This window comes from Sedimentitalea nanhaiensis DSM 24252 (genome assembly GCF_000473225.1).
Taxonomy (GTDB): domain Bacteria; phylum Pseudomonadota; class Alphaproteobacteria; order Rhodobacterales; family Rhodobacteraceae; genus Sedimentitalea; species Sedimentitalea nanhaiensis.
Window position 1 is genome coordinate 3522222 of record NZ_KI421509.1, and the last position, 20846, is coordinate 3543067.

General features: G+C 61.3%; 21 protein-coding genes and 1 tRNA gene. 17 read left to right on the forward strand and 5 right to left on the reverse strand.

Annotated features, from left to right (window positions below):
- Positions 1 to 69 precede the first annotated feature (69 nt).
- The 5 genes from NANH_RS0119335 to mdoH all read left to right on the forward strand — a co-directional run bounded on the left by NANH_RS0119335 (position 70) and on the right by mdoH (position 7927).
- Positions 70 to 1689: a thiamine pyrophosphate-binding protein gene (locus NANH_RS0119335; RefSeq protein WP_027263560.1), complete on the forward strand. Its 1620-nt coding sequence runs from the start codon at positions 70 to 72 to the stop codon at positions 1687 to 1689.
- A 241-nt stretch (positions 1690 to 1930) separates the two neighbouring features.
- On the forward strand, positions 1931 to 3298 hold the full coding sequence (locus tag NANH_RS0119340) for a tetratricopeptide repeat protein (RefSeq protein WP_027263561.1): 1368 nt from the start codon (positions 1931 to 1933) through the stop codon (positions 3296 to 3298).
- Between the two features lie 23 nt (positions 3299 to 3321).
- The gene (locus NANH_RS0119345; protein WP_027263562.1) at positions 3322 to 4566 is read left to right on the forward strand and encodes an OpgC family protein; all 1245 of its coding nucleotides are present in this window, start codon (positions 3322 to 3324) and stop codon (positions 4564 to 4566) included.
- Positions 4563 to 6065: a glucan biosynthesis protein gene (locus tag NANH_RS0119350; RefSeq protein WP_027263563.1), complete on the forward strand. Its 1503-nt coding sequence runs from the start codon at positions 4563 to 4565 to the stop codon at positions 6063 to 6065. The genes NANH_RS0119345 and NANH_RS0119350 overlap by 4 nt, the downstream gene beginning before the upstream one ends.
- Positions 6062 to 7927, forward strand: coding sequence for a glucans biosynthesis glucosyltransferase MdoH (mdoH, locus tag NANH_RS0119355; protein WP_027263564.1), 1866 nt, complete (start codon positions 6062 to 6064; stop codon positions 7925 to 7927). The genes NANH_RS0119350 and mdoH overlap by 4 nt, the downstream gene beginning before the upstream one ends.
- Here mdoH and NANH_RS0119360 read toward each other — a convergent pair whose 3' ends face one another.
- Together NANH_RS0119360 and NANH_RS26615 are read right to left on the reverse strand one after the other, a co-directional pair.
- Positions 7928 to 8752 carry an alpha/beta hydrolase family esterase gene (locus NANH_RS0119360; RefSeq protein ID WP_245601469.1) on the reverse strand — a complete coding sequence of 275 codons (825 nt, stop codon included), beginning with the start codon at positions 8750 to 8752 and terminating at the stop codon, positions 7928 to 7930.
- Positions 8749 to 9234 carry a rhodanese-like domain-containing protein gene (locus NANH_RS26615; protein WP_036050079.1) on the reverse strand — a complete coding sequence of 162 codons (486 nt, stop codon included), beginning with the start codon at positions 9232 to 9234 and terminating at the stop codon, positions 8749 to 8751. The genes NANH_RS0119360 and NANH_RS26615 overlap by 4 nt, the downstream gene beginning before the upstream one ends.
- Before the next feature lie 273 nt (positions 9235 to 9507).
- Here NANH_RS26615 and NANH_RS0119370 point away from each other — a divergent pair, with 273 nt between their 5' ends.
- The 11 genes from NANH_RS0119370 (at position 9508) to NANH_RS0119420 (ending at position 18576) form a co-directional block, all read left to right on the forward strand.
- Positions 9508 to 9990 carry a Na+/H+ antiporter subunit E gene (locus tag NANH_RS0119370; RefSeq protein WP_036050082.1) on the forward strand — a complete coding sequence of 161 codons (483 nt, stop codon included), beginning with the start codon at positions 9508 to 9510 and terminating at the stop codon, positions 9988 to 9990.
- Positions 9987 to 10277, forward strand: coding sequence for a monovalent cation/H+ antiporter complex subunit F (locus tag NANH_RS0119375; RefSeq protein WP_245601470.1), 291 nt, complete (start codon positions 9987 to 9989; stop codon positions 10275 to 10277). The genes NANH_RS0119370 and NANH_RS0119375 overlap by 4 nt, the downstream gene beginning before the upstream one ends.
- The gene (gene mnhG, locus NANH_RS26620) at positions 10270 to 10638 is read left to right on the forward strand and encodes a monovalent cation/H(+) antiporter subunit G (protein ID WP_245601471.1); all 369 of its coding nucleotides are present in this window, start codon (positions 10270 to 10272) and stop codon (positions 10636 to 10638) included. The genes NANH_RS0119375 and mnhG overlap by 8 nt, the downstream gene beginning before the upstream one ends.
- 8 nt (positions 10639 to 10646) lie before the next feature.
- Positions 10647 to 11186, forward strand: a complete 540-nt coding sequence (locus NANH_RS0119385; RefSeq protein ID WP_281171044.1) for a DUF4040 domain-containing protein — start codon at positions 10647 to 10649, stop codon at positions 11184 to 11186.
- Positions 11186 to 11626, forward strand: a complete 441-nt coding sequence (locus tag NANH_RS0119390; protein WP_027263569.1) for a Na(+)/H(+) antiporter subunit B — start codon at positions 11186 to 11188, stop codon at positions 11624 to 11626. Before NANH_RS0119385 ends, NANH_RS0119390 begins: the two co-directional genes overlap by 1 nt.
- Before the next feature lie 2 nt (positions 11627 to 11628).
- Entirely contained in the window at positions 11629 to 12063 is a 435-nt protein-coding gene (locus NANH_RS0119395; protein ID WP_036050085.1) for a cation:proton antiporter subunit C, read from the forward strand.
- A complete protein-coding gene (locus NANH_RS0119400) occupies positions 12063 to 13589 on the forward strand; it encodes a monovalent cation/H+ antiporter subunit D family protein (protein ID WP_051372513.1) in 1527 nt (508 codons plus the stop codon). Before NANH_RS0119395 ends, NANH_RS0119400 begins: the two co-directional genes overlap by 1 nt.
- A gap of 9 nt (positions 13590 to 13598) precedes the next feature.
- Complete coding sequence (locus NANH_RS0119405; RefSeq protein ID WP_027263572.1) at positions 13599 to 15083, forward strand: proton-conducting transporter transmembrane domain-containing protein; 1485 nt, start codon at positions 13599 to 13601, stop codon at positions 15081 to 15083.
- Positions 15073 to 15420: a hypothetical protein gene (locus NANH_RS0119410; protein ID WP_027263573.1), complete on the forward strand. Its 348-nt coding sequence runs from the start codon at positions 15073 to 15075 to the stop codon at positions 15418 to 15420. Before NANH_RS0119405 ends, NANH_RS0119410 begins: the two co-directional genes overlap by 11 nt.
- Complete coding sequence (locus NANH_RS0119415; protein ID WP_027263574.1) at positions 15413 to 17110, forward strand: Na(+)/H(+) antiporter subunit D; 1698 nt, start codon at positions 15413 to 15415, stop codon at positions 17108 to 17110. The genes NANH_RS0119410 and NANH_RS0119415 overlap by 8 nt, the downstream gene beginning before the upstream one ends.
- Before the next feature lie 98 nt (positions 17111 to 17208).
- Positions 17209 to 18576 (forward strand): aspartate aminotransferase family protein, encoded by a 1368-nt coding sequence (locus NANH_RS0119420; protein ID WP_027263575.1) that lies wholly within the window; start codon positions 17209 to 17211, stop codon positions 18574 to 18576.
- Between the two features lie 12 nt (positions 18577 to 18588).
- Here the strand turns inward: NANH_RS0119420 and hisH are convergent, their stop codons facing one another.
- Positions 18589 to 19227 carry an imidazole glycerol phosphate synthase subunit HisH gene (gene hisH, locus NANH_RS0119425; protein ID WP_027263576.1) on the reverse strand — a complete coding sequence of 213 codons (639 nt, stop codon included), beginning with the start codon at positions 19225 to 19227 and terminating at the stop codon, positions 18589 to 18591.
- Between the two features lie 4 nt (positions 19228 to 19231).
- On the reverse strand, positions 19232 to 19819 hold the full coding sequence (gene hisB / locus NANH_RS0119430; RefSeq protein WP_027263577.1) for an imidazoleglycerol-phosphate dehydratase HisB: 588 nt from the start codon (positions 19817 to 19819) through the stop codon (positions 19232 to 19234).
- A 167-nt stretch (positions 19820 to 19986) separates the two neighbouring features.
- On the opposite strand from hisB, the gene NANH_RS0119435 reads away from it, so the two are divergent.
- The gene (locus NANH_RS0119435; RefSeq protein WP_027263578.1) at positions 19987 to 20226 is read left to right on the forward strand and encodes an Lrp/AsnC ligand binding domain-containing protein; all 240 of its coding nucleotides are present in this window, start codon (positions 19987 to 19989) and stop codon (positions 20224 to 20226) included.
- A 130-nt stretch (positions 20227 to 20356) separates the two neighbouring features.
- Here NANH_RS0119435 and NANH_RS0119440 read toward each other — a convergent pair.
- Positions 20357 to 20431: transfer RNA gene (locus NANH_RS0119440), tRNA-Gly, on the reverse strand.
- Positions 20432 to 20846 lie beyond the last annotated feature (415 nt).

Below are 20846 nucleotides of genomic sequence, written 5' to 3' on the forward strand. Positions count from 1 at the left end.
TGTGACCGGGGTTGCGAAGGGAGCCGGGCCGGGCAATCTGCACCGGCAGAAATCACCGGAGCCCGCCTCATGCCCGACCAGACCCTTCGTGCCGCCGATGTTTTGGCGCAACGGTTGTACGAGGCGGGGTGCCGCCATGCATTCGGTATGCCCGGCGGCGAGGTTCTGACGCTGGTTGATGCGTTGGAGCGGGCCGGAATTGCCTTTCATCTGGCCAAGCACGAAAATGCTGCCGGTTTCATGGCCGAAGGCGTGCATCATCGCGACCATGCACCGGCCCTTCTGGTGGCGACGCTGGGACCCGGCGCGATGAACGGTGTCAATGTGGTGGCCAACGCGTTGCAAGACCGGGTGCCGATGATCGTCCTGACCGGCTGTGTCGATGCCGACGAGGCGCTGACCTATACCCATCAGGTTCTGGATCATCAGGCGGTGTTTCGCCCGATCACCAAGGCAAGTTTCCGGCTGACGTCCGGGGGGGCGGATACAATTGCCGACAAGGCGGTGACAATCGCGACCGACCCGCGCCCGGGCCCGGTGCATGTTGACGTTCCGATCAATGTTGCGGATGCGCCGGCCCCGTCAGCGCCACGGCGGCGGCGCGCGGCGATCGGCAAGGTGGTGCCCCAAGGGGCAGATCTGGCGCTGGCCAAGGCGTGGCTGACACAGGCCGAGCGACCGCTGGTGGTGATCGGTCTGGATGTGTTGAGCGCGGACATCGGCCCGGTGCTGCGGGCGTTTGTCGAGCATTTCGCCATTCCCTTTGTGACCACCTACAAGGCAAAAGGCGTGGTCGACGAGGATCATCCCCTGTGTCTGGGGGCGGCGGGGCTGTCCCCGCTGGCCGACCGCCAGCTTTTGCCGCTGGTGGAACGGGCCGATCTGATACTTGCCATCGGGTACGATCCGATCGAGATGCGCCCCGGCTGGCGCGAGGCCTGGGATCCGCTGCGCCAGAACGTCATCGACATCGCGGCAGAAGCGAACAGCCACTATATGCATCAGGCCGGCCTGCATTTTGTGGCGGATATCGGCGCAACGCTGGAAGCGCTGGCACAAAACGTCAAGGCTCAGGCGACCTGGCCTCGGGGCGAACCGGCTGCGGCAAAGGCCGGTCTGGCACAGGCCTTTCCGGTAGACGAGCCATGGGGTCCGGCCGCCATCATCGCCGAAACCCGCGCTGTGTTGCCCGCCGAGACGCTGGCCACCGCCGACAGCGGCGCACACCGCATCCTGCTGTCGCAGATGTGGTCCTGTCACGAGGCGCGTGGTCTGATCCAGTCTTCGGCGCTGTGCACCATGGGGTGTGCGGTTCCAATGGCCATCGGACTAAAGTTGTCGGAACCGGCCCGACCGGTGGTCAGCTTTTCCGGCGACGCGGGCCTTTTGATGGTGGCGGGCGAACTGGCAACGGCAGCCGAACTTGGCACGGCGGCGATCTTTGTCGTGTTTGTCGATGCCAGTCTGGCGTTGATCGAGCTGAAACAGCGTCAGCGTCAGATGCCCAATCTCGGCGTTGATTTCGCCCGGCACGATTTTGCCGCGATGGGGCAGGCCTTTGGCGGCAACGGGGTCACGGTGCGCAACCGCGGCGAGCTGCGCGCGGCCTTGCAGCATGCGATGGATGCCGATCGGTTTACGGTGATTGCGGCGCAGATCGATCCGGCGGCCTACGACGGCCGTCTCTGACCCCGATTCGATTGCGCCGCTGGTGGCGGGGCGTTGGCCTTGTTGTCGTTCCGCCGCATCATTTGGCCCCACGCCGCGCGGCAATCCGCCCAAATGACGAGCGGCCGATGGCAACAATCCTCGCATTGCCCACACGGGCTTTCACCAATACGCGAGTGGCGTCGATAGAGATATTTCAAGGGCTTACAGTTTGTTAAGCGTCATGCGGAGCGAACCGCACTTAACAGAACAGGACTTGCGCATGCAGCACGACATTTTCGGCCAGCCAACCAGTCTGACCCAAACCGGCAGCCTGCAGGACTGGAATGCCGCGATGCTGGGATTTTTGGCCCATGCTGCGGTGACGCCCAAGCATCTGCTGGCCGTTTTGCAGGCCGAACCGGGATTTGCTCTGGGACATGCGGTCAAGGGGATGTTCTATCTGCTGTTGGGGCGACGAGAGCTGCTGACGGTTGCCCGCGACGATCTTGCGGCGGCGCAGTCCGGTCTTGCCGCCGGTCATGCCGATCTGCGCGAACGGCGTTATGTCCAGGCGCTGGATAGCTGGATGCAAGGCTGGCCCCGGCGGGCTGTCGGCCTGCTCGAAGACGTGCTGCGCGATCATCCCGAAGACGCGTTGGCAATGAAGCTCATCCATGCGGTTCGCTTTGTGCTGGGCGATGCCAAGGGCATGCGCCGGTCGCTGGAGCGGGTGTTGCCTGCCTATCGCTCCGACCATGCCGCGCACGGGTACGTGTTGGGATGCCACGCCTTTGCGCTCGAGGAAACCGGCGACTATGAACGGGCCGAGATCGTCGGGCGCCAGGCGCTTTGGACCGCGCCGGACGATGCATGGGGGCTGCATGCGGTTGCGCATGTGCATGACATGACAGGCAACGCCGCCAAGGGGCTGGATTGGCTGGCGGGGCGCGAAGCGGCCTGGTCCCATTGCAACAACTTCCGCTACCACGTCTGGTGGCACAAGGCACTGATGCATCTGGATCAGGGCCAGATCGACGCGGTGCTGGATCTGTATGACACGGCCATCCGGGCCGACAAGACCGATGATTACCGCGACATCTCCAATGCCACCTCTCTGTTGATGCGGTTGGAGCTGGAAGGTTTCGACGTCGGAGCGCGGTGGCGGGAACTGGCCGATCTCAGCGCGGCGCGCACGGAAGATGGCTGTTTGATCTTTGCCGACCTGCACTATCTGCTGGCCCTCACGGCGGACAATCGCGAGGCCGAGGTGGCACAGATGTTGGGCCGAATGCATCGGGATGCGCAGGGTACCGGTGACATGAATGCCCGAATGGCAGATCCGGGCCTGGCTGCGGCGCAGGGCCTGAGCGCCTTTGGCGAGGCGCGTTATGGCGAGGCTTTTGCACAACTGTTGCACGCGCGCACAGCCATGCAGATGGCGGGTGGCAGTCACGCACAACGTGATGTATTTGAACGCCTGACCATCGACGCAGGGCTGCGGGCCGGGCATCTTGATCAGGCCGAGGCGATTCTGAACGAACGTCAGTTGTACCGTGCCGGAACCGAGGATGCCTATGCCGCTGCCCGGCGCGATCTGATTGCGGTTGGTCGCGGGCAGGCCGGTGCCCAAAGCCTTCCGGCTCAGTGATTTTACTTACTCAGGACACGACAATGGCGACAGTTTCGCCCCCCACGCAATTCCTGTCTCCGCCTGCGACACCTGTTGCGGCGGCGGCCCAACGTGACCCGCGGCTTGATTTCTACCGCGGCATCGCGATGTTCATCATCCTGATCGCGCATATCCCGTTCAACCCCTGGAGCAGCTGGATTCCGGCCCGGTTCGGCTGGTCCGATGCCACCGAGATCTTTGTGTTCTGTTCGGGCATGGCGTCGGCCATCGCCTTTGGCGGGGCCTATGCGCGCAGGGGCTGGGCAATGGGCACAGCGCGGGTCGTGTTTCGGGTCTGGCAGGTCTATTGGGCGCATATCGGGCTGTTCTTCTTTGTTGCGATGCTGATGGCGGCGCTCGACACTTATGGCGTGTTCGATAAAAGCTATGTCGACGGGCTGAACCTGGGTCGCTTTTTTGCCGATCCGATGCCGCAGATCGTCGGCATGTTCACCCTGACCTATGTGCCGAACTATTTCGACATTCTTCCGATGTATCTGGTGGTGCTGGCGCTGATGCCGCTGTTCATGGCGCTGGCCCGTATCGATCTGCGGGCCGTGGCCGTTGCCAGTATCGTGATCTGGCTGGGGGCGACGCTGAACCTGTTGTCGCTGCCCGCCGAGCCCTGGTCCGAACGGCCGTGGTTCTTTAATCCGTTTGGCTGGCAGTTGCTGTTTTTCACCGGCTTCGCCCTGATGCGCGGTTGGTTGCCCGCTCCGCCGGTGTCGCGGACGCTGGCCTGGGCCTGTTTTGCCTTTCTGATCCTGACCGCGCCATTCGGGTCGTGGAAGGTGTTCAACTGGGTAAACGATGCCAGCCCGGCTCTGGGCGAGCGCTTCCGCGAGGTCTGGTCGTTGTTCAGCGCGCAAGAGACCGCCACCGGGTTCAGCCTGCGCGACAAGACCAACTTTGGCGTGCTGCGGTACCTGCATTTTCTGGCGTTGGCCTATCTGGCCTGGATCGCCGCCGGAGAGGGTGGGCAGCGGTTGCGCGCGGCGGGCACCGGTGCGTTTGCACAGGTCTGGCAGGTGGTGTTGAAAATCATCACCAAGGTCGGTCAGCAATCGCTGGCGGTTTTTGTGTTTTCGATGGCGGTCGCCCGCCTGTTGGGCTTTGTTCTGGATCAGATCGGGCGGAGTTCCGCCGCCGTTTTGCTGGTCAATCTCGCGGGCTTTGCAATGATTATTGCGGTTGCCTATATCGCGGGTTGGTTCAAGTCGCATCCGTGGCGGAGCAAACGCGCATGACATTGACACGTCGACATTTTTTAGCCACCACTTCGGCCTTTGCACTGGCTGCGTCCGGTGTGGCCGGGGCCACTGGCGCGGGCTTCGATCCCGCGCAGATCGTGGCCATGGCCGAGGCCCGCGCCGCAACCAGATACACGCCGCGCGAGACCGTGCCGCAGGTGTGGCGCGATCTGACATATGAACAGTACAAGCTGATCCGTTTTCGACCCGAGGCCGCCCTGTGGTATGGCAGCGACGCGCCCTTCAACGTCGATTTCTTTACGCCCGGATTGTACTTTCCCCGCGCGATCAAGGTCGACACAGTTCAAGACGGCACCGCATCGCAGGTGGCGTTCGATCTGTCGATGTTCGAGAAATCCGAGAGCGTTCCCGATCTGCCGGTGGACGAGACGCTGGGGTTCTCGGGATTGCGGTTGCGCACCGAGATGCACCGCCCGGGACAGACCGACGAGTTTTGCGTGTTTCAGGGTGCCAGCTATTTTCGCGCCATCGGGCTGGGTCAGGTCTATGGTCTGTCCGCGCGGGGGGTGGCCCTGCGCACCGGCGACCCGGCGGGCGAAGAGTTCCCCGATTTTGTCCGGTTCTGGCTGGAGCGTCCGGAACCGGGCCAGCGCAGCATGGTGGTGCACGCCCTGATGGACAGCCCCAGCGTGACCGGGGCATACCGGTTCGAAATCACCCCCGGTGCCGCCTGCGTCATGGACGTGCAGGCGACGCTATTTGCGCGCGCGGAACTGGACCATGTCGGGTTCGGGCCGTTGACCAGCATGTTCCTGTTCGACGAGACCAACCGCAATCGTTTCGACGACTTCCGCCCGGCGGTGCATGACAGCGACGGTCTGATGATCCTGAACGGCGCGGGCGAGGTGTTGTGGCGACCGCTGGCCAATCCAAAACAGTTGCAGGTGTCGTCTTTTGTCGATTCAGCACCGCGCGGGTTCGGGTTGATGCAGCGCGCGCGCAAACTGTCGGATTTTGCCGATCTCGAAGCGCATTACCATCGTCGCCCCGGCGTGTGGGTCGAACCGCGCGGCGATTGGGGCAACGGGGCGGTGACGCTGGTCGAAATCCCGGCAGATCGCGAGATCTATGACAATATCGTCGCGTTCTGGCGCCCTGCGACCGCGTATCCGCCCGGAGCGCGGATCGATCTGTCCTATCGGCTCAGCTGGGGGGGGCAGGCGCCGGTTGCGGTGCAATATCCCCGCGTGCTGAACACACGGATGGGGCAGGGATTTCACGGCAATCGCGTGGTGACCGTGGATTTCGAAGCCGATCCGCTGTTTGACGACGGGATTGACGCGCTTCAGATCCATGTCAGCTCGCCGCAGGTCGAGACCACGCCCGGCGTGTTGCAGCACAACCCTGAAACCGGCGGTCTGCGTCTGGCCTTTGGCTTTGAGCCTGGCGACCGCCAGATGGTGGAATTGCGGGCCCAGTTGCGCAAGGGCGACCAGATGGCCAGTGAAGTCTGGCTGTATCGGTGGACCGCATGAGCGGCGATTTGCATATCATGCCACCACGCGCACCAGTGGCGATGCCGGAACAGGATTTCAATACTGTATTCCATGACTGCAGCGCGCCTGGCGCGGCACCGGTGCGCGGCCTTTGGCGGGCGCGTCTGATGGCGTTCAGCCCGGCCATCCTGGCTACGCTGGGCCTGACCTGGGTGATATACGGCTGGTTTGACGACGCAGGGCTGAGCGCGGTCGAGGCAATCCTGCTGGTTCTGATCTGTTTCAACTTTTTCTGGATCGCCTTCACCGTCAGCACCGTTGGGTTGGGAATGTTCTCGTTGTCGCAGCGGCGTGTCCCTACGGTTCGCACCCGGTCGCAGCCTCTGAAAGTCGCTCTGTTGATGCCGATTTATAACGAGGTGCCATGGTATGTTCTGGGCAATGCGCGATCGATGCTGGAAGAACTGCGCGCCCATGGCGGTGGGCATGACTATTCGATGTTCATCCTCAGCGATACGCAGGACGACGCCATCGCGGCGCAAGAGCAGGAGAGCGTTCTGGCCTTGCAGGCTTCGCTGTTGCCGGGCGTCAACCTGTACTATCGCCGTCGGCAACAGAATACGGATCGCAAGGTGGGCAACATTGCCGACTGGGTGGCAAACTGGGGCGGAAACTATCCGGCGATGCTTGTTCTGGATGCCGACAGCCTGATGACCGGGCGGGCGATTCTGCGGCTGACCGAGGCGCTGTCGGCCGATCCGGGCGCAGGGCTGATCCAGAGCTTTCCGCAGCTGATCGGTGCGCAATCGGTGTTTGCGCGGATGCAGCAGTTTGCCAACGGTGTTTATGGTGCCGCCCTCGCCGAGGGGGTGTCGCGCTGGTGCGGTCAGGAAGGCAACTATTGGGGGCACAATGCTATCATCCGCACCGAGGCCTTTGCCTCCTGTGCCGGGTTGCCGCATCTGCGCACCTGGCGCGGTCAGGACAGGCTGATCATGAGTCACGATTTCGTCGAGGCCGGACTGTTGCGCCGCGCCGGATGGGGCGTGCGATTCTTGCCGCGCATTCGGGGCAGCTATGAGGAAACGCCACAGACTCTGGTCGACCATATCCTGCGGGACCGGCGCTGGTGTCAGGGCAACCTGCAACACCTCAATCTGCTGTGGTCGCGGGGCTTCCGTTCGATCAGCCGGTTTCATATGTTCCACGGCGCGGTGGGCTATCTGATGTCGCCGATCTGGTTTGCGCTGCTGGTGATGTGGGCCTTGATCGGGGTGGCCGAGGACGCCAGCGTTCTGACCTATTTCAGCGAAACCAACCCGCTGATGCCGACCTGGCCGGAGATGACCGAGGCGCGGCATGTGCTGATCATCGTGCTGATGTATGCCATGCTGTTGGCGCCGAAACTGTTGGGCATCGCCGCGTTGCCGCTGACGGGGTCGCGGTTCCGCGATTTTGGTGGCGGCTGGCGGTTTGCGCTGTCGTTCTTGTCCGAAGTGCTGCTGTCGGTGCTGTATGCGCCGATCCTGATGGTACAACAGATGATCGCCGTGTTCCGCACCTGGCTGGGCTTGCAGCACGGCTGGTCACCGCAGGCCCGCGAAGGCGGGCGATATGGCTTGGGCACGCTGATGAAATGCCATGCGCTGGAAACCCTGAGCGGAGTGGTGTTGACGAGCGGCATTGTGGCGGGGGTGGTCTCGCCCTGGTTATTGCCGATTGCCGTCAGCCTGATCTGCGCCGTGCCGCTGTCGGCCTTGAGCGGCCTGTCGATGGCGGGGGGCTGGATGGGCACCCGCGAAGTGTACCGCGAACCGCTGATTACGCGCGCGGCGCGGCATTACCGCAGCGAGTTGAAAGCCCGGCTTGATCGGCGCGCGGCGGCGACCGCGGCGGAATAGTCAATTTTTCAGCGGGGTCTCGAACCAGTCGAGCACCATGTCGGCCCAGCCCGGCGGAACCTGGTGCGCGCCGGAAAACAACGCCAGTTCCAGCGCGCTGTCCTGGGTGCAGTCCTCCCATTTGCGGCGCCAGAACGGATCGGTCAGGGCGGTGCTGCTGGGTTTTTCATCGCCGCACAGATTGGTGGCGCGCCAGAGCTGAAGCCCGGCAAAGATGTCGCCCTGCTGATAGCGGCCCTCGCCCAGAAAACGACCCTCAAGCGGTACGGTGGCGTCGCGCCAGCCGTGGGTGTGAAACAGCCTGACCGGCCCGCCGCAACGCTCGGGTTGCGGTCGCCAGAAGCCGCCTGACACCGGGGCATAGGCGGCAAATGTGTCAGGGGCGGTGCAGGCCAGATAGTTGACCATGAACCCGCCGGCGGAAAACCCGGCCAGCAGCACCCGCTTGGGGTTCAGATCAAAGCGGTCGGCGGCGTCGGCAACGACATCCTGCAGGAACCGGGTTTCGTCGCGGCCCTGCATTTCGGGCAGGAAATTCCAGCTGCGCCCCGGCCCTTTGCCAAAGATCCGGGCTCCGGTCGGGGCCAGCACGGCATAGCCCCGCCTGCGCAGGCTGTTCACCATGCCTGTGTTGCGCATCACGTTCGCCCCGTTGCTGCCCGCACCATGCAGGAATACGACGATTGGCGCGGACCCGGACTCCGGCAGCGCAATGTGGTATTCGCCGGCAGGCATCTTGCAGGCCGTCGGGGCGGAACCGCAGGCGGACTGTGCCGTGGACGCGATCACGCACAGGCCCAGTACAAGACCCAGGGCTCGGATCACTGCGCGTCTCCGGTATAGGGCTCCACCGGCAGGTTCGCGGCCAGCCAGCCGGGACCCGCGCTTGATCCCAACATGCCCTCGGGAACATCGACAACGTTAATAAAACCCGCCTGGCTGAGACGGTTGGCCAGCCGGGCCGAGCGTACCCCCCGCGCACAGATCAGGGCGATGGGCTTGGTCAAGTCGGTTCCGGCAGCCTTGATCAGGGCGGCGGTAAAATCGTCGCTGCGCATGTCGATCGGAAGTGCACCTTGGGGCAGGCCGGTGTCGCGCCACTCGTCCGGGCGGCGGATGTCAATCAGCAAAATATGCCCTGCCGAAGCCAGATCGTAGGCCTCGGAGACGCTGAATGCCTTGCCCGCATAATCCGGTGCCAGCCAGATTTCGCGATAGGCCAGCCCCCCTGTGACTAGGATCCCAAGCCCCACGAGCAGCACCGAGCGCCGGTCTGGCCGCGTTTCGTCTGTTTCGGTCTCTGGCATCTGGTGTCCTGGGGGGTTCCATGGGGCCGGGTTTGCTCCCCACGAAACACCGTTTTGATCCGGTTTGCCAGAGGCACGCCCGATCAAGATCCCGTCAGCACAATTGCGCTGCTTGTCCTGAGCCGTCAATCGCCACCAGAATTGTGCAGGGCCAATGGGTTCCGGTGTACAAAGATGAAAAGTTTTTTTACAATTATCCGAATCGATAAAACAAGAACGGCCAGTGCCCCCTGATATTCATGGCTGCGGCTGTCGACAGGGTGGGGGCTTCGGGTGCGCGTAATCGGAACTGCTGTTGTTCTCGCTGGCCTGTGGCTGCTGATGTCGGGTGTTTACACCACGATGGTGGTCGGGCTGGGTGCCGTTTCTGTCGTGCTGGTGGTCTACGTGCTGCAACGCATGGATACAGTAGACGGTGACCGGGTCGAAATCCGGCTGAAGCCGCTGGCGTCGGTCGGATATTTTATTTGGCTGTTGGCTGAAATCGCCAAGTCGAGCTGGTCCGTAACGCGGATTGTCCTGTCGCCGAAAATGCCAATCGTTCAACATCTGTTCTCGGTGCCTCATACGCAGAAAACCGATCTGGGCCAGGTGATCTTTGCCAATTCGATCACGCTGACGCCGGGGACCCTGACGGTCGAAACCGATCTGGGTTATTTCCTAGTGCATGCGCTGGCCTATGCCCCCGAGGACATGGACGCCTTGGCGGACATGGACGGGCGGGTCAGTGCCATTGAACACCCGAAGGTGGCATGATGTTCATTCTGGCTGTCATTGCCCTGTTCATTGCCATGGTACTGGTGCTGATTCGCCTGTTCGTGGGACCGTCGCTGTATGACCGGGTTCTGGCGCTGAACTCGTTCGGGACACACACGGTGCTGTTCATCGGCGTGGTCGGTTTTTTGAACGGCCGTCCCGACTTCCTGGACATAGCCCTGTTGTACGCCTTGATCAATTTTGTCGGGACCATCGCGATCCTGAAATTTTTCCGTTACCGTGCCATTGGCGATGTGCGGCGCGATACGGCCGAAACGGATGGGTGAGAACATGCAGGCAGTGATCGATATCCTGAGCTGGATCTTCATCATCGGCGGATCGTTCTTTGCGATCGTCGGGGCCGTCGGGCTGGTCCGGTTCCCGGACTTCTGGTCGCGGCTGCACGCGGTTTCGGTGACTGATAGCGCCGGGGTGATCCTGTTGATCGTTGGAATGGCATTGCAGGCCGGGCTGACCCTGGTGACCGTGAAGCTGTTGCTCATATTGGCCTTTCTGTTCATCACCGGCCCGACATCGACCCATGCGGTGGCCAATGCGGCGCTGGTGTCCGGCCTGAAACCCAGATCATCGGTGGACCGCGACGACGCCGACGCGGCCACACAGGACGACAAGGCAGGCCCGACATAGAAACTTTTATCAATATCACCCTGTTCACCTTGCTGGTCGCGACGGCGCTGGCGGTTGTGCGCACGCAAAGCCTGTTTGCCACCGCCATGCTGTCGGGGGTGTTCAGCCTGTTGTCGGCGCTGTTGCTGGTGGTGCTGGATGCTGTCGATGTCGCCTTTACCGAGGCCGCCGTCGGGGCTGGAATTTCGACCGTTCTGATGCTGGGAACGCTGGCATTGACGCGTCGTTTTGAAAGCGCGCCGTCCCATTCGCCTGCGATTCCGCTGTTCGTGGTCCTGGTGACAGGTGCAACGCTGATCTATGGCACGCTGGATATGCCGAATTTCGGTTCGGCAACGGCGCCAGCGCAGGTACATGTGGCACCCGAGTATCTCGAGCGCAGCGTGCATGAGATCGGCGTACCCAATATCGTGACTGCCATTCTTGCCAGTTATCGTGGCTTTGACACGCTGGGCGAGACGGCGGTGGTTTTCACCGCCGGGATCGGCGTGCTGTTGCTGCTCAGCGGGTTGCGTCGCCGTCGCCGGAACAAGAGAGAGGACGTCTGATGCGTCATCACCTGATCTTGCGCGTGATTACCAAGCTTCTGATCGGTTCGATCATGTTGTTCGCGCTGTATGTGCAGTTTCACGGCGACTATTCGCCCGGCGGGGGCTTTCAGGCCGGTGTGATCATGGCGGTGGCCTTTATCATTTACGGCGTGGTGTTCAGCCTCGACGAGGCACAGCGCGTGTTGCCGCCGTGGGTGGTTCACAAGATGGCGGCGCTGGGGGTTCTGATCTATGCCGCGACGGGTGTCTACAGCCTGTTCGTCGGATACGGCTTTCTGGATTATACTGCGCTCAGCCCGGATTACCCGGAAAAGGGCCAGCATTATGGGATTCTTCTGGTCGAATTGGGGGTTGGTGTTACCGTGACCGGGGTCATGGTGACAATCTACTATGCCTTCACCTCGCGGACCCCGATCATGGATGATGAGGCGTGGTGACGATGCAGGCAATCGATTGGGAGTTCGTAGTCGGCCACATAAATTACTGGCTGTTCATCGTGTTGATGATGACCGGCTTTTATATCGTTGTGGCCAAGGGAAACCTGGTGAAGAAGATTGTTGGGCTGAACATCTTTCAGACCGCCGTTTTCATGTTGTACATCTCGATCGGCAAGGTCACGGGAGGCACTGCGCCGATTTTTCCGCTGGACATGAATGTTGATCCGGCAGTCGTGTACTCGAACCCGCTGCCCCACGTTCTGATCCTGACAGCCATTGTCGTTGGCATCGCCACGACCTCGCTGGGCTTGGCGCTGATTGTACGCATCCGCGAGGAATATGGCACCATCGAGGAAGACGAGATTCTAAAGATTGAAAAGGAAATGGCTCTGCAGGATGTTCGCCAGCATAGTGAAGTGATCGGCGAGCGCGGCTGATGGCTACGGAAACTGTTCTCCACACGGCGTTGACGCTGGTCGACCAATTGCCCGCGCTTCAGATTCTGGTCTCGTTCATCGCGGCCCCGCTGATTGTCGTTCTCGGAAGCCGTCGCCTGGCATGGCCGATTGCCTTTGCCGCCAGCGCGCTGTCACTGGTCATTGCCGCCATTTTGTTGAGCCAGGTTCTGGATGGCAGCATCATTTCCTATCGCATGGGGGGCTGGGCGCCGCCTTTGGGGATCGAATACCGGGTGGATGCAGCCAATGCCTTTGTGCTGTTCCTGGTCGCGGCCATCAGCACCGTGGTGCTGCCTTATGCCCGCACCAGTTTCAGCAAGGAAATCTCGACCCGGCATCACACCGCCTTCTATGCTGCCTATCTTCTGTGCTTCAGCGGGCTGTTGGGAGTGACCATCACCGGGGATGCGTTCAACGTCTTTGTCTTCCTGGAAGTGTCGTCGCTGTCTACCTATGTGCTGATCGCCCAAGGGGCCGAGCGGGACAAACGGGCGCTGACGGCGGCCTACGACTATCTGATCATGGGGACCGTCGGCGCGACCTTTTTCGTCATTGGCATCGGGTTTCTTTATATGGCGACGGGAACGCTGAACTTGGCGGATATCGCCGATCGGATTGCCGAGCAGGGCAGCAACCGCACGATCCGCGCCGCCTTTGCCTTTATCGTTGTCGGGATCGGGCTGAAGGTGGCGATGTACCCGCTGCACAGGTGGCTGCCAAACGCCTATACATATGCGCCTTCGGCGGTAACCGCGTTTCTGGCGGCAACGGCGACCAAGGTTGCGGTCTATGTGATGCTGCGGTTCATCTTTTCGGTTTTCCAGCCAAATTTCCTGTTCGAATTCAATACGCTGGAATTTATCATCCTGCCCTTCGCGCTTATCGCCATGTTTGCTTGCAGTTTCGTGGCCATCTTTCAAAGCGATTTCAAGATGATGCTGGCCTTTTCAAGTGTGGCGCAAATTGGGTATATACTGCTGGGGATTTCGTTTCTGACGGAAACCGGTGTGACCGCAGCGGTTGCGCATCTGTTCAATCACGGCATCACCAAGGCGACGCTGTTCATGGCTGTCGGCGCTTATGTCTTCACCGCCAACGGATCCTATTACGATACGATCCAGGGGCTGGGGCGGCGGATGCCGCTGACATCGGCAGCGGTGGTCGTCGGCGGGCTCAGCCTGATCGGCGTGCCGGGAACCGCCGGGTTCATCTCGAAATGGGTGCTGGTGCAGGGCGCGCTGGAAAAGGGCTGGTGGCCGGTGGCCATTCTGATCGTTGCGTCCAGCCTGTTGGCGGTGATCTATGTCTGGCGGGTGATTGAGGTGCTGTATATGCGCCCGACGCCAGAAAACTGCGAGGTGCGTGAAGCCCCCATGTCGATGGTGGTTCCCATGTGGATCGCGGCGTTGGCGTGTATTTATTTCGGCCTGAACACGGACCTCACCCTGAGCGCGGCCCAGACCGCCGCACAGGGTCTGATGTCCGGTTCCGCCGGAATGCGATAGGGGGTCGGCATGGATACCAATACCGCCATTCTGGCCTGCATGCTGATCCCGGCCCTGGCGGCCATCGGCAATCTGGTGCTGCGCGATTCCCCCAACCTGCGGGATGGCATGACGCTGGTTGCGGCGATCCTGACCTTTGGCAGCGTTCTGAACATCCTGTACAACGAAGGCAACGGCACCACCGAGCCCCTGGTCCTGTTCTCGGTGATGCCGGGACTGGATCTGGCGTTCAACGTCGAACCCCTGGGTCTGTTGTTTGCTATCGTTGCCAGCGGTTTGTGGATTGTCACGCATCTGTATGGCGTCGGCTATATGCGCGGCAACAACGAGGATAACCACGCCCGGTTCTTCTGTTTCTTCTCGGTGGCGATCTCGACCACCATGGGTATCGCCTTTTCCGCCAATATGTTCACCCTGTTCTTGTTCTACGAGGCGCTGACCCTGTCCACCTTCCCGCTGGTCGCACACAAGGGCACGCCCGAGGCGACCGCAGGCGCGCGCACCTATCTGGGCATACTGATCGGTACGTCGATCGGTCTGCAACTGGTGGCGGTGATCTGGACCTGGACCATCACCGGCACGCTGGACTTCACCAAGGGCGGTATTCTTGAAGGGCACATCGCCGGGCCGATGGTAGCGGTGTTGCTGGCGCTCTATGCCTTTGGCGTCGGCAAGGCGGCGTTGATGCCGTTTCATCGCTGGCTGCCTGCCGCCATGGTGGCCCCGACGCCGGTGTCCGCGCTGCTGCACGCCGTCGCCGTGGTCAAGGCCGGGGTGTTCACCATGCTCAAGGTCGGGATCTATATTTTTGGTATCGATTTTCTGGCCGAAACCGGTGCGTCCGAGTGGCTGATGTGGCTGGCCGCGTTCAGCATCGTTGCCGCATCCATCGTCGCGATGACCAAGGATAACCTTAAGGCGCGGCTGGCCTATTCCACCGTCAGCCAGCTGAGTTACATCACGCTGGGCATGGCGCTGGCGACGTCAATGGGGGTGCTGGGCGGCGGCATGCATATTGCCATGCACGCGATGGGCAAGATCACGTTGTTCATGTGCGCAGGCTCGATCTATGTAGCGGTGCACAAGACGGAAATCAGCCAGATGACCGGATTGGGTCGTGTTATGCCGATCACTTTTGGTGCGTTTCTGATTGGCGCGCTGTCAATCATCGGCCTGCCGCCTTTGGGTGGATCCTGGAGCAAATGGCTGCTGGTCATGGGCGCGGCGGATACCGGGCAGTGGGTGATGATCGTCGTATTGATGGTCAGCTCGCTGCTGAACGTGGCCTATCTGTTGTCCATCGTCGGGCGCGGGTTCTTTCTTCCGAACCCCGAGATCGCGGCCGGTGCCAAATCGGCGGAAGCCGGGGTTCTGGTTTGGCTGCCCCCGGCCCTGACCGCGTTTGGCTGCCTGGTGCTGTTCTTCTATGCAGGCGATATCCAGACCTTCCTGATGCCGCTGGTCGCAGAAACGGGGGTGAGCAATGGCCAATAAGAAACCCGACAACCCAGACAGATTTCCGCCTTTGGGGCGTGCGCTGTTGTGGGTCGATGGTCCCGGCAACGTGGACAAGATCGTTTATGCGCTGGCAGGCGTTTGCGTGGTGCTCTTTCTCGCCGATTTCACCTATAAAAAGCACCCGTATTTCACCGCTGAAGAAATTCCCGGATTTTACGGCATCTACGGTTTTGTCATGTTCTCCGCCCTGATCCTGGTGGCCAAGACCCTGCGGTTCTTTATCAAACGACCCGAGAATTATTACGGCGACAAGGCGATCGACCGCGAGGAATACCCTGTGGATGAGTTGGACGAGGTGGATTACGATGCTTGAGCAGATCCCCACCGCATTCCTGTACTTTCTGGCGGCGCTCGCCTTGCCGGTGCTGCCCCGCGGCGCAATCCGCGGTGTTGTGCTGCTGGCGATACCGGCGATCGCAGCCTTGCAGGTCTGGTCCTTGCCGTTGGGCAATCTGGTGCAGCTCGAGTTTTTTGGCTTTTCACTGGATCTGATGCGGGTCGACAAGCTGAGCCGGGTTTTTGCGCTGATTTTTTGTATCGCCGCGTTTCTGGGTAATCTCTACGCGTGGCATGTGCGCGATATCGTACAGCAGGTCGCGGCGCTGATGTATGCAGGTGCGGCCATCGGGGCGGTGTTTGCGGGCGATCTGATCACCCTGTTTTTCTATTGGGAAGGCACCGCGATTTCCTCGGTCTTTCTGATCTGGGCAAGGAGGACGGTGGGGTCGTTTCATACCGGCATGCGGTATCTGATCATTCAGGTCGGATCGGGTGTGATCCTGCTGGCCGGGGTTATCCTGATGTATGTGGATACCGGCAGCATCGCCTTTGAGCGCATGGAGCTTGGTAGCCCGGCGACCTGGCTGATCTTTCTCAGCTTCGGGATCAAATGTGCCTTTCCGTTGCTGCACAACTGGCTACAGGACAGCTATCCGGCGGCAACTGTCACAGGCACGGTGATCCTGTCGGCTTTTACCACCAAGCTGGCGGTATATGCCTTGGCGCGTGGGTTCGCGGGCACCGAAATCCTGATCTATATCGGCGCGATCATGACGCTGTTCCCGATTTTCTTTGCCGAGATTGAAAACGATCTGCGCCGGGTGCTGGCCTATAGCCTGAACAACCAGTTGGGGTTCATGGTCGTGGGCATCGGCATCGGCACCGAGATGTCGCTGAACGGCACCGCCAGCCATGCTTTTGCGCATATCCTGTACAAGGCGCTGTTGTTCATGAGCGTGGGGGCGGTGATGTTCCGAACCGGCACATCCAAGGCGTCGGAGCTGGGCGGGTTGTATCGCACCATGCCGCGCACCGCCATGTTCTGTCTCGTCGGTGCCGCGTCGATCTCGGCCTTTCCGCTGTTTTCGGGGTTTGTCACCAAATCGCTGGTTATGAGCGCCACGGCGGAAGAGAATTACCCGTGGATCTGGGCCATTATGCTGTTTGCCTCGGCGGGTGTTCTCAGCCACTCGGGCATCAAGATTCCGTATTTCACCTTTTTCGCCCATGACAGTGGCAAACGTCCCAAAGAGGCACCGGTGCACATGCAACTGGCCATGGGCATCACCGCAGCCCTGTGCATCCTGATCGGCATCTTTCCTGAACCGCTGTATGCTCTGCTGCCATATGAGGTCGAATATCAGCCCTATACCGTGGGGCATGTGGTGACGCAGCTGCAGTTGTTGTGCTTTGCGCTTCTCGCCTTCTGCTTCCTGATGCGCACCGGCATTCATCCGGCAGAGATCCGGGCCATAAATCTGGACACCGATTGGACCTATCGGCGGATGCTGCCCCGCCTGATCCAATGGCTGTCCGGCCCGGTGGGCGGGATTTTCAAGGGCATCGAAATCCTGAAAACCACATGGCTGAAAGGGATGATCATCACCCTGTACCACTCATTCGGCCCGCAGGGACGGACGTCACAGTTCTGGCCAACCGGTGCGATGGTGCTTTGGATCGCTGTTCTGTTGGGGATCACGCTGATGGTAAGCTATGCCAGCTGAGGCAGTCCCTGGGCGGCGTTAAAGGTCTGGAAATGCTGCGCAGGCCGGTGCATGGTGCGTAAATACTTGCCTTGTTACCGAAATATTGGACCGCTGCCATGACCCTGCACCCCAACTCAGCCGAAGCCCGCGACGTCGCTTATCACCTGCATGGATATACCAATGCGCGTGCCCATCAACAGACTGGACCGGTGGTGATCGAGCGGGGCGAGGGTGCTTATGTCTACGACAGCGAAGGCAACCGGTATTTCGAGGGCATGGCCGGGTTGTGGAGCACCGCCGTCGGCTTTAGCGAGCGGCGCCTTGCACAGGCGGCGGCGCGGCAGATGGAGAAGCTGCCCTATTACCACAGCTTTGGCGGCCGCTCGCACGGGCCGGCCATCGATCTTGCGGAAAAGCTGATCGAACTCGCGCCGGTGCCCATGAGCAAGGTATTCTTTACCAATTCTGGGTCCGAGGCCAACGACACCGTGCTCAAACTGCTGTGGTATCGATCCAACGCCATGGGCCAGCCACACCGCAAGAAGGTCATCAGCCGGCTGCGTGGTTATCACGGGGTCACCATCGCCTCGGCCAGCATGACGGGCCTGCCGATCAACCACGCGTCGTTTGATCTGCCGATTGCCAATGTGCTGCACACCGGCTGTCCGCACCATTATCGCGAGGGGCTGGAGGGTGAGAGTGAAGAGCAGTTTGCCACCCGTTTGGCGGACGATCTCGAAGCGATGATTCAGGCCGAGGGGCCGGAAACCGTGATGGCCTTTATCGCCGAGCCGGTGATGGGCGCGGGGGGCGTTGTGGTCCCCCCGGCGACCTATTGGGACAAGATCCAGCAGGTGCTGAACCGGCACGATATCCTGCTGATCGCGGATGAGGTGATCTGTGGCTTTGGCCGTACCGGGCAGATGTTTGGCTCGCAGACCTATGGTATGAAACCGGACATCCTGGTGATGTCCAAACAACTGACCTCGACCTATTTCCCGCTGTCCGCATTCATGATCAACGCGCGTGTGTTCGAACCGATCGCCGACGAAAGCAACCGGATCGGCGTTCTGGGCCACGGGTTCACCGGTGCCGGGCATCCGGTTGGCGCAGCCATCGCACTGGAAAACCTCGCCATCATCCAGGAGCGCGACCTGGTGGCCAATTCGGCAGAGGTCGGCGGCTATTTGCAGGCCGAACTGCGCACGCTGGCGGACCATCCTCTGGTGGGCGAGGTGCGCGGCGTCGCCCTGATTGCAGGGATCGAACTGGTACTGGACAAGGCCGCCAAGACAGCGGCGGAAACGCCGGGCAAGCTGGGCGGGTATGCGGCAGCAAGGTTGTTCGAACACGGCGTGATTTCACGGGCGGCAGTGGATACCATCACCCTGTGCCCGCCCCTGATCGTGACGCGATCCGACATTGATGGATTGCTGGTTGCCCTGCGCAAATCTCTGGATGAAACGCTGGTCGAATTTGGTTGAGGCCGGTTGGACCTATGGAGTCCAGCGCAAGAAATTGGCAATCATCCGGAGGCCCGCCGCCTGACTTTTCTCGGGATGGAACTGCATCCCGAGCATGGTGCCCCGACCGATCACGGCGGTGACATCTCCGCCATAATCCACATGCGCGAGCCGCTGGGCGGGATCGGCGACGTGGAACTGGTAGGAATGCACGAAATAGGCGTGATCGCCCGTCTCGATGCCGTCGAACACAGGGTGCGGCGTGTCGATGACCAGATCGTTCCAGCCCATGTGCGGCACCTTCAGGGCTGCATCTGCGGGCGTGATACGAACCACCTCGCCCTTGACCCAGTCCAACCCGGGCGAATCTTCGTATTCGCGGCCCCAACTGGCCATCAGTTGCATGCCGACGCAGATGCCCAGAAAGGGGCGGGCGCGGATTTCGACCGCTTCGACCAGGGCATCGAACAGCCCCGAATGGTCGCGCAGGGCGGCTGCGCAGGCGGGAAAGGCACCGTCGCCGGGCAGGACCACACGATCGGCGCGGGCCACCACGTCTGCGTCACCCGTTACCACAACCGTGCCGGCGTCCACCTCGCGGGCCATGCGCTGAAACGCCTTTTCGGCGGAATGCAGGTTGCCGCTTTCGTAATCGACGATCGCTGTCAGCATCGCATCACAGCGCGCCTTTGGTGGACGGCACGGCATCGGCCTTGCGCGGATCGATCTCGACCGCCTCGCGCAGGGCGCGGGCCACGGATTTGAACGCCGCTTCGGCGATGTGATGGCTGTTCAGCCCGTGCAGCCGGTCCACGTGCAGTGTGATGCCGCCATGTGTCGAGAGCGCCTGAAAGAATTCGCGCACCAGTTCGGTGTCAAACGTGCCGATCTTGGGTGTTGGCAGATCCACGTTCCAGATCAGGAACGGGCGCGCCGACAGATCCAGCGCCGTGCGCACCTGCGCGTCGTCCATCGGCAACAGGCAGGCACCGTACCGGCGAATGCCGCGCTTGTCGCCCAGGGCCTGCGCCAGGGCCTGTCCCAGCGCGATCCCGACGTCCTCGACCGTGTGATGATCGTCGATGTGCAGATCGCCGGTGGCGCGGATCGTCAAGTCGACCAGCGAATGGCGGGCCAACTGATCCAGCATGTGGTCAAAGAACCCCACACCGGTCTTGTTGTCATAGGCCCCGGTGCCGTCCAGGTCGATCTGCACGGTAATGTCGGTTTCTGCGGTCTTACGGGTGATGGTGGCGCTGCGCATGGTGCTGTCCTGTCTGCTTGGGCCGCTTATAGGGCCAGCGGGGCTGGGTTCCAAGCGGTTCCGGGCCCGTCACGCCCTGCCTGTGGCTGCCAAGCCGCGACAGCAGGGGATTGCACCCTGACGCGCGTCGTGCCAGCGTGCCCGCAAACCAGAAATGAGGCCACCCGATGACCACCTGCGTCTATATTCAGCTGCGCTGCAAACCCGGCACCACCTACAAGGTGGCGGAAGAAATCGCCCTGCGTGAAATCCATTCCGAGCTTTATTCGACCAGTGGCGAATATGATCTGCTGATGAAGCTGTATATTCCGGGTGACGCGGATGTGGGGAAGTATATCAACGAGAATCTGCTGAGCATTCCGGGAATCGAACGCTCGCTGACAACGATCACGTTCAAGGCGTTCTAACGCCGGACGGGAAAAACGGCGCGCTTGTCCACGTCAGGACAAGCCTGCCGACATGGCATTGAAGCTTGGACATTTTATTTGTCTCTACCGACCCCGGCGGCGCCCCATTTCCGATCGTGTCTGGTGAAAATGGAGCGGGCGATGAGATTCGAACTCACGACCCTAACCTTGGCAAGGTTATGCTCTACCCCTGAGCTACGCCCGCGTCCTTGGGTGAGGCGTGAGATATAAACAACTGACCGAACCCGCAAGAGGAAAAACAAAGAGAATCGTAAAAAAAATTGACCCGCCGCACGACGGATCCGGCGTGGTCATGCGTTGAACATCGTAACACCAGGTCAAAGGCGGGAAGGGAATGCGATGATCTGCCGGGAAACGGTCAAATTGGGTATTCTGATCAGCTGCATCTGCGTGGCTCTGGCGCTGCCGGATACGCAGGAGAGGCAGGCTTTGCTATCCACGGGGTTCAGCGGGCCGCCTGCCGTAAAGACGCAGAAGATCGAGCCGCGCCGGGTCATGTGAGCGCCAGCCCCGGTTGCGCGGCGCGTCGGAGGCGTGCCATATCAACCCTGCACCGGGCGTCGCGATGGACGTCGGGCAGGGGCGCAAACAGGGGCAGG

What these genes read in the sequence shown, in the direction of transcription:
- NANH_RS0119400 (WP_051372513.1), top strand. Translation starts at nt 12,063, where the DNA reads ATGGCTACGGAAACTGTTCTCCACACGGCGTTGACGCTGGTCGACCAA.
- NANH_RS0119335 (WP_027263560.1), top strand. Translation starts at nt 70, where the DNA reads ATGCCCGACCAGACCCTTCGTGCCGCCGATGTTTTGGCGCAACGGTTG.
- hisH (WP_027263576.1), bottom strand. Translation starts at nt 19,227, where the DNA reads ATGCTGACAGCGATCGTCGATTACGAAAGCGGCAACCTGCATTCCGCC.
- NANH_RS0119435 (WP_027263578.1), top strand. Translation starts at nt 19,987, where the DNA reads ATGACCACCTGCGTCTATATTCAGCTGCGCTGCAAACCCGGCACCACC.
- NANH_RS0119345 (WP_027263562.1), top strand. Translation starts at nt 3,322, where the DNA reads ATGGCGACAGTTTCGCCCCCCACGCAATTCCTGTCTCCGCCTGCGACA.
- NANH_RS0119420 (WP_027263575.1), top strand. Translation starts at nt 17,209, where the DNA reads ATGACCCTGCACCCCAACTCAGCCGAAGCCCGCGACGTCGCTTATCAC.
- NANH_RS0119375 (WP_245601470.1), top strand. Translation starts at nt 9,987, where the DNA reads ATGATGTTCATTCTGGCTGTCATTGCCCTGTTCATTGCCATGGTACTG.
- NANH_RS0119350 (WP_027263563.1), top strand. Translation starts at nt 4,563, where the DNA reads ATGACATTGACACGTCGACATTTTTTAGCCACCACTTCGGCCTTTGCA.
- NANH_RS0119340 (WP_027263561.1), top strand. Translation starts at nt 1,931, where the DNA reads ATGCAGCACGACATTTTCGGCCAGCCAACCAGTCTGACCCAAACCGGC.
- hisB (WP_027263577.1), bottom strand. Translation starts at nt 19,819, where the DNA reads ATGCGCAGCGCCACCATCACCCGTAAGACCGCAGAAACCGACATTACC.
- NANH_RS0119395 (WP_036050085.1), top strand. Translation starts at nt 11,629, where the DNA reads ATGCAGGCAATCGATTGGGAGTTCGTAGTCGGCCACATAAATTACTGG.
- NANH_RS0119415 (WP_027263574.1), top strand. Translation starts at nt 15,413, where the DNA reads ATGCTTGAGCAGATCCCCACCGCATTCCTGTACTTTCTGGCGGCGCTC.
- mdoH (WP_027263564.1), top strand. Translation starts at nt 6,062, where the DNA reads ATGAGCGGCGATTTGCATATCATGCCACCACGCGCACCAGTGGCGATG.
- mnhG (WP_245601471.1), top strand. Translation starts at nt 10,270, where the DNA reads ATGGGTGAGAACATGCAGGCAGTGATCGATATCCTGAGCTGGATCTTC.
- NANH_RS0119410 (WP_027263573.1), top strand. Translation starts at nt 15,073, where the DNA reads ATGGCCAATAAGAAACCCGACAACCCAGACAGATTTCCGCCTTTGGGG.
- NANH_RS0119390 (WP_027263569.1), top strand. Translation starts at nt 11,186, where the DNA reads ATGCGTCATCACCTGATCTTGCGCGTGATTACCAAGCTTCTGATCGGT.
- NANH_RS26615 (WP_036050079.1), bottom strand. Translation starts at nt 9,234, where the DNA reads ATGCCAGAGACCGAAACAGACGAAACGCGGCCAGACCGGCGCTCGGTG.
- NANH_RS0119405 (WP_027263572.1), top strand. Translation starts at nt 13,599, where the DNA reads ATGGATACCAATACCGCCATTCTGGCCTGCATGCTGATCCCGGCCCTG.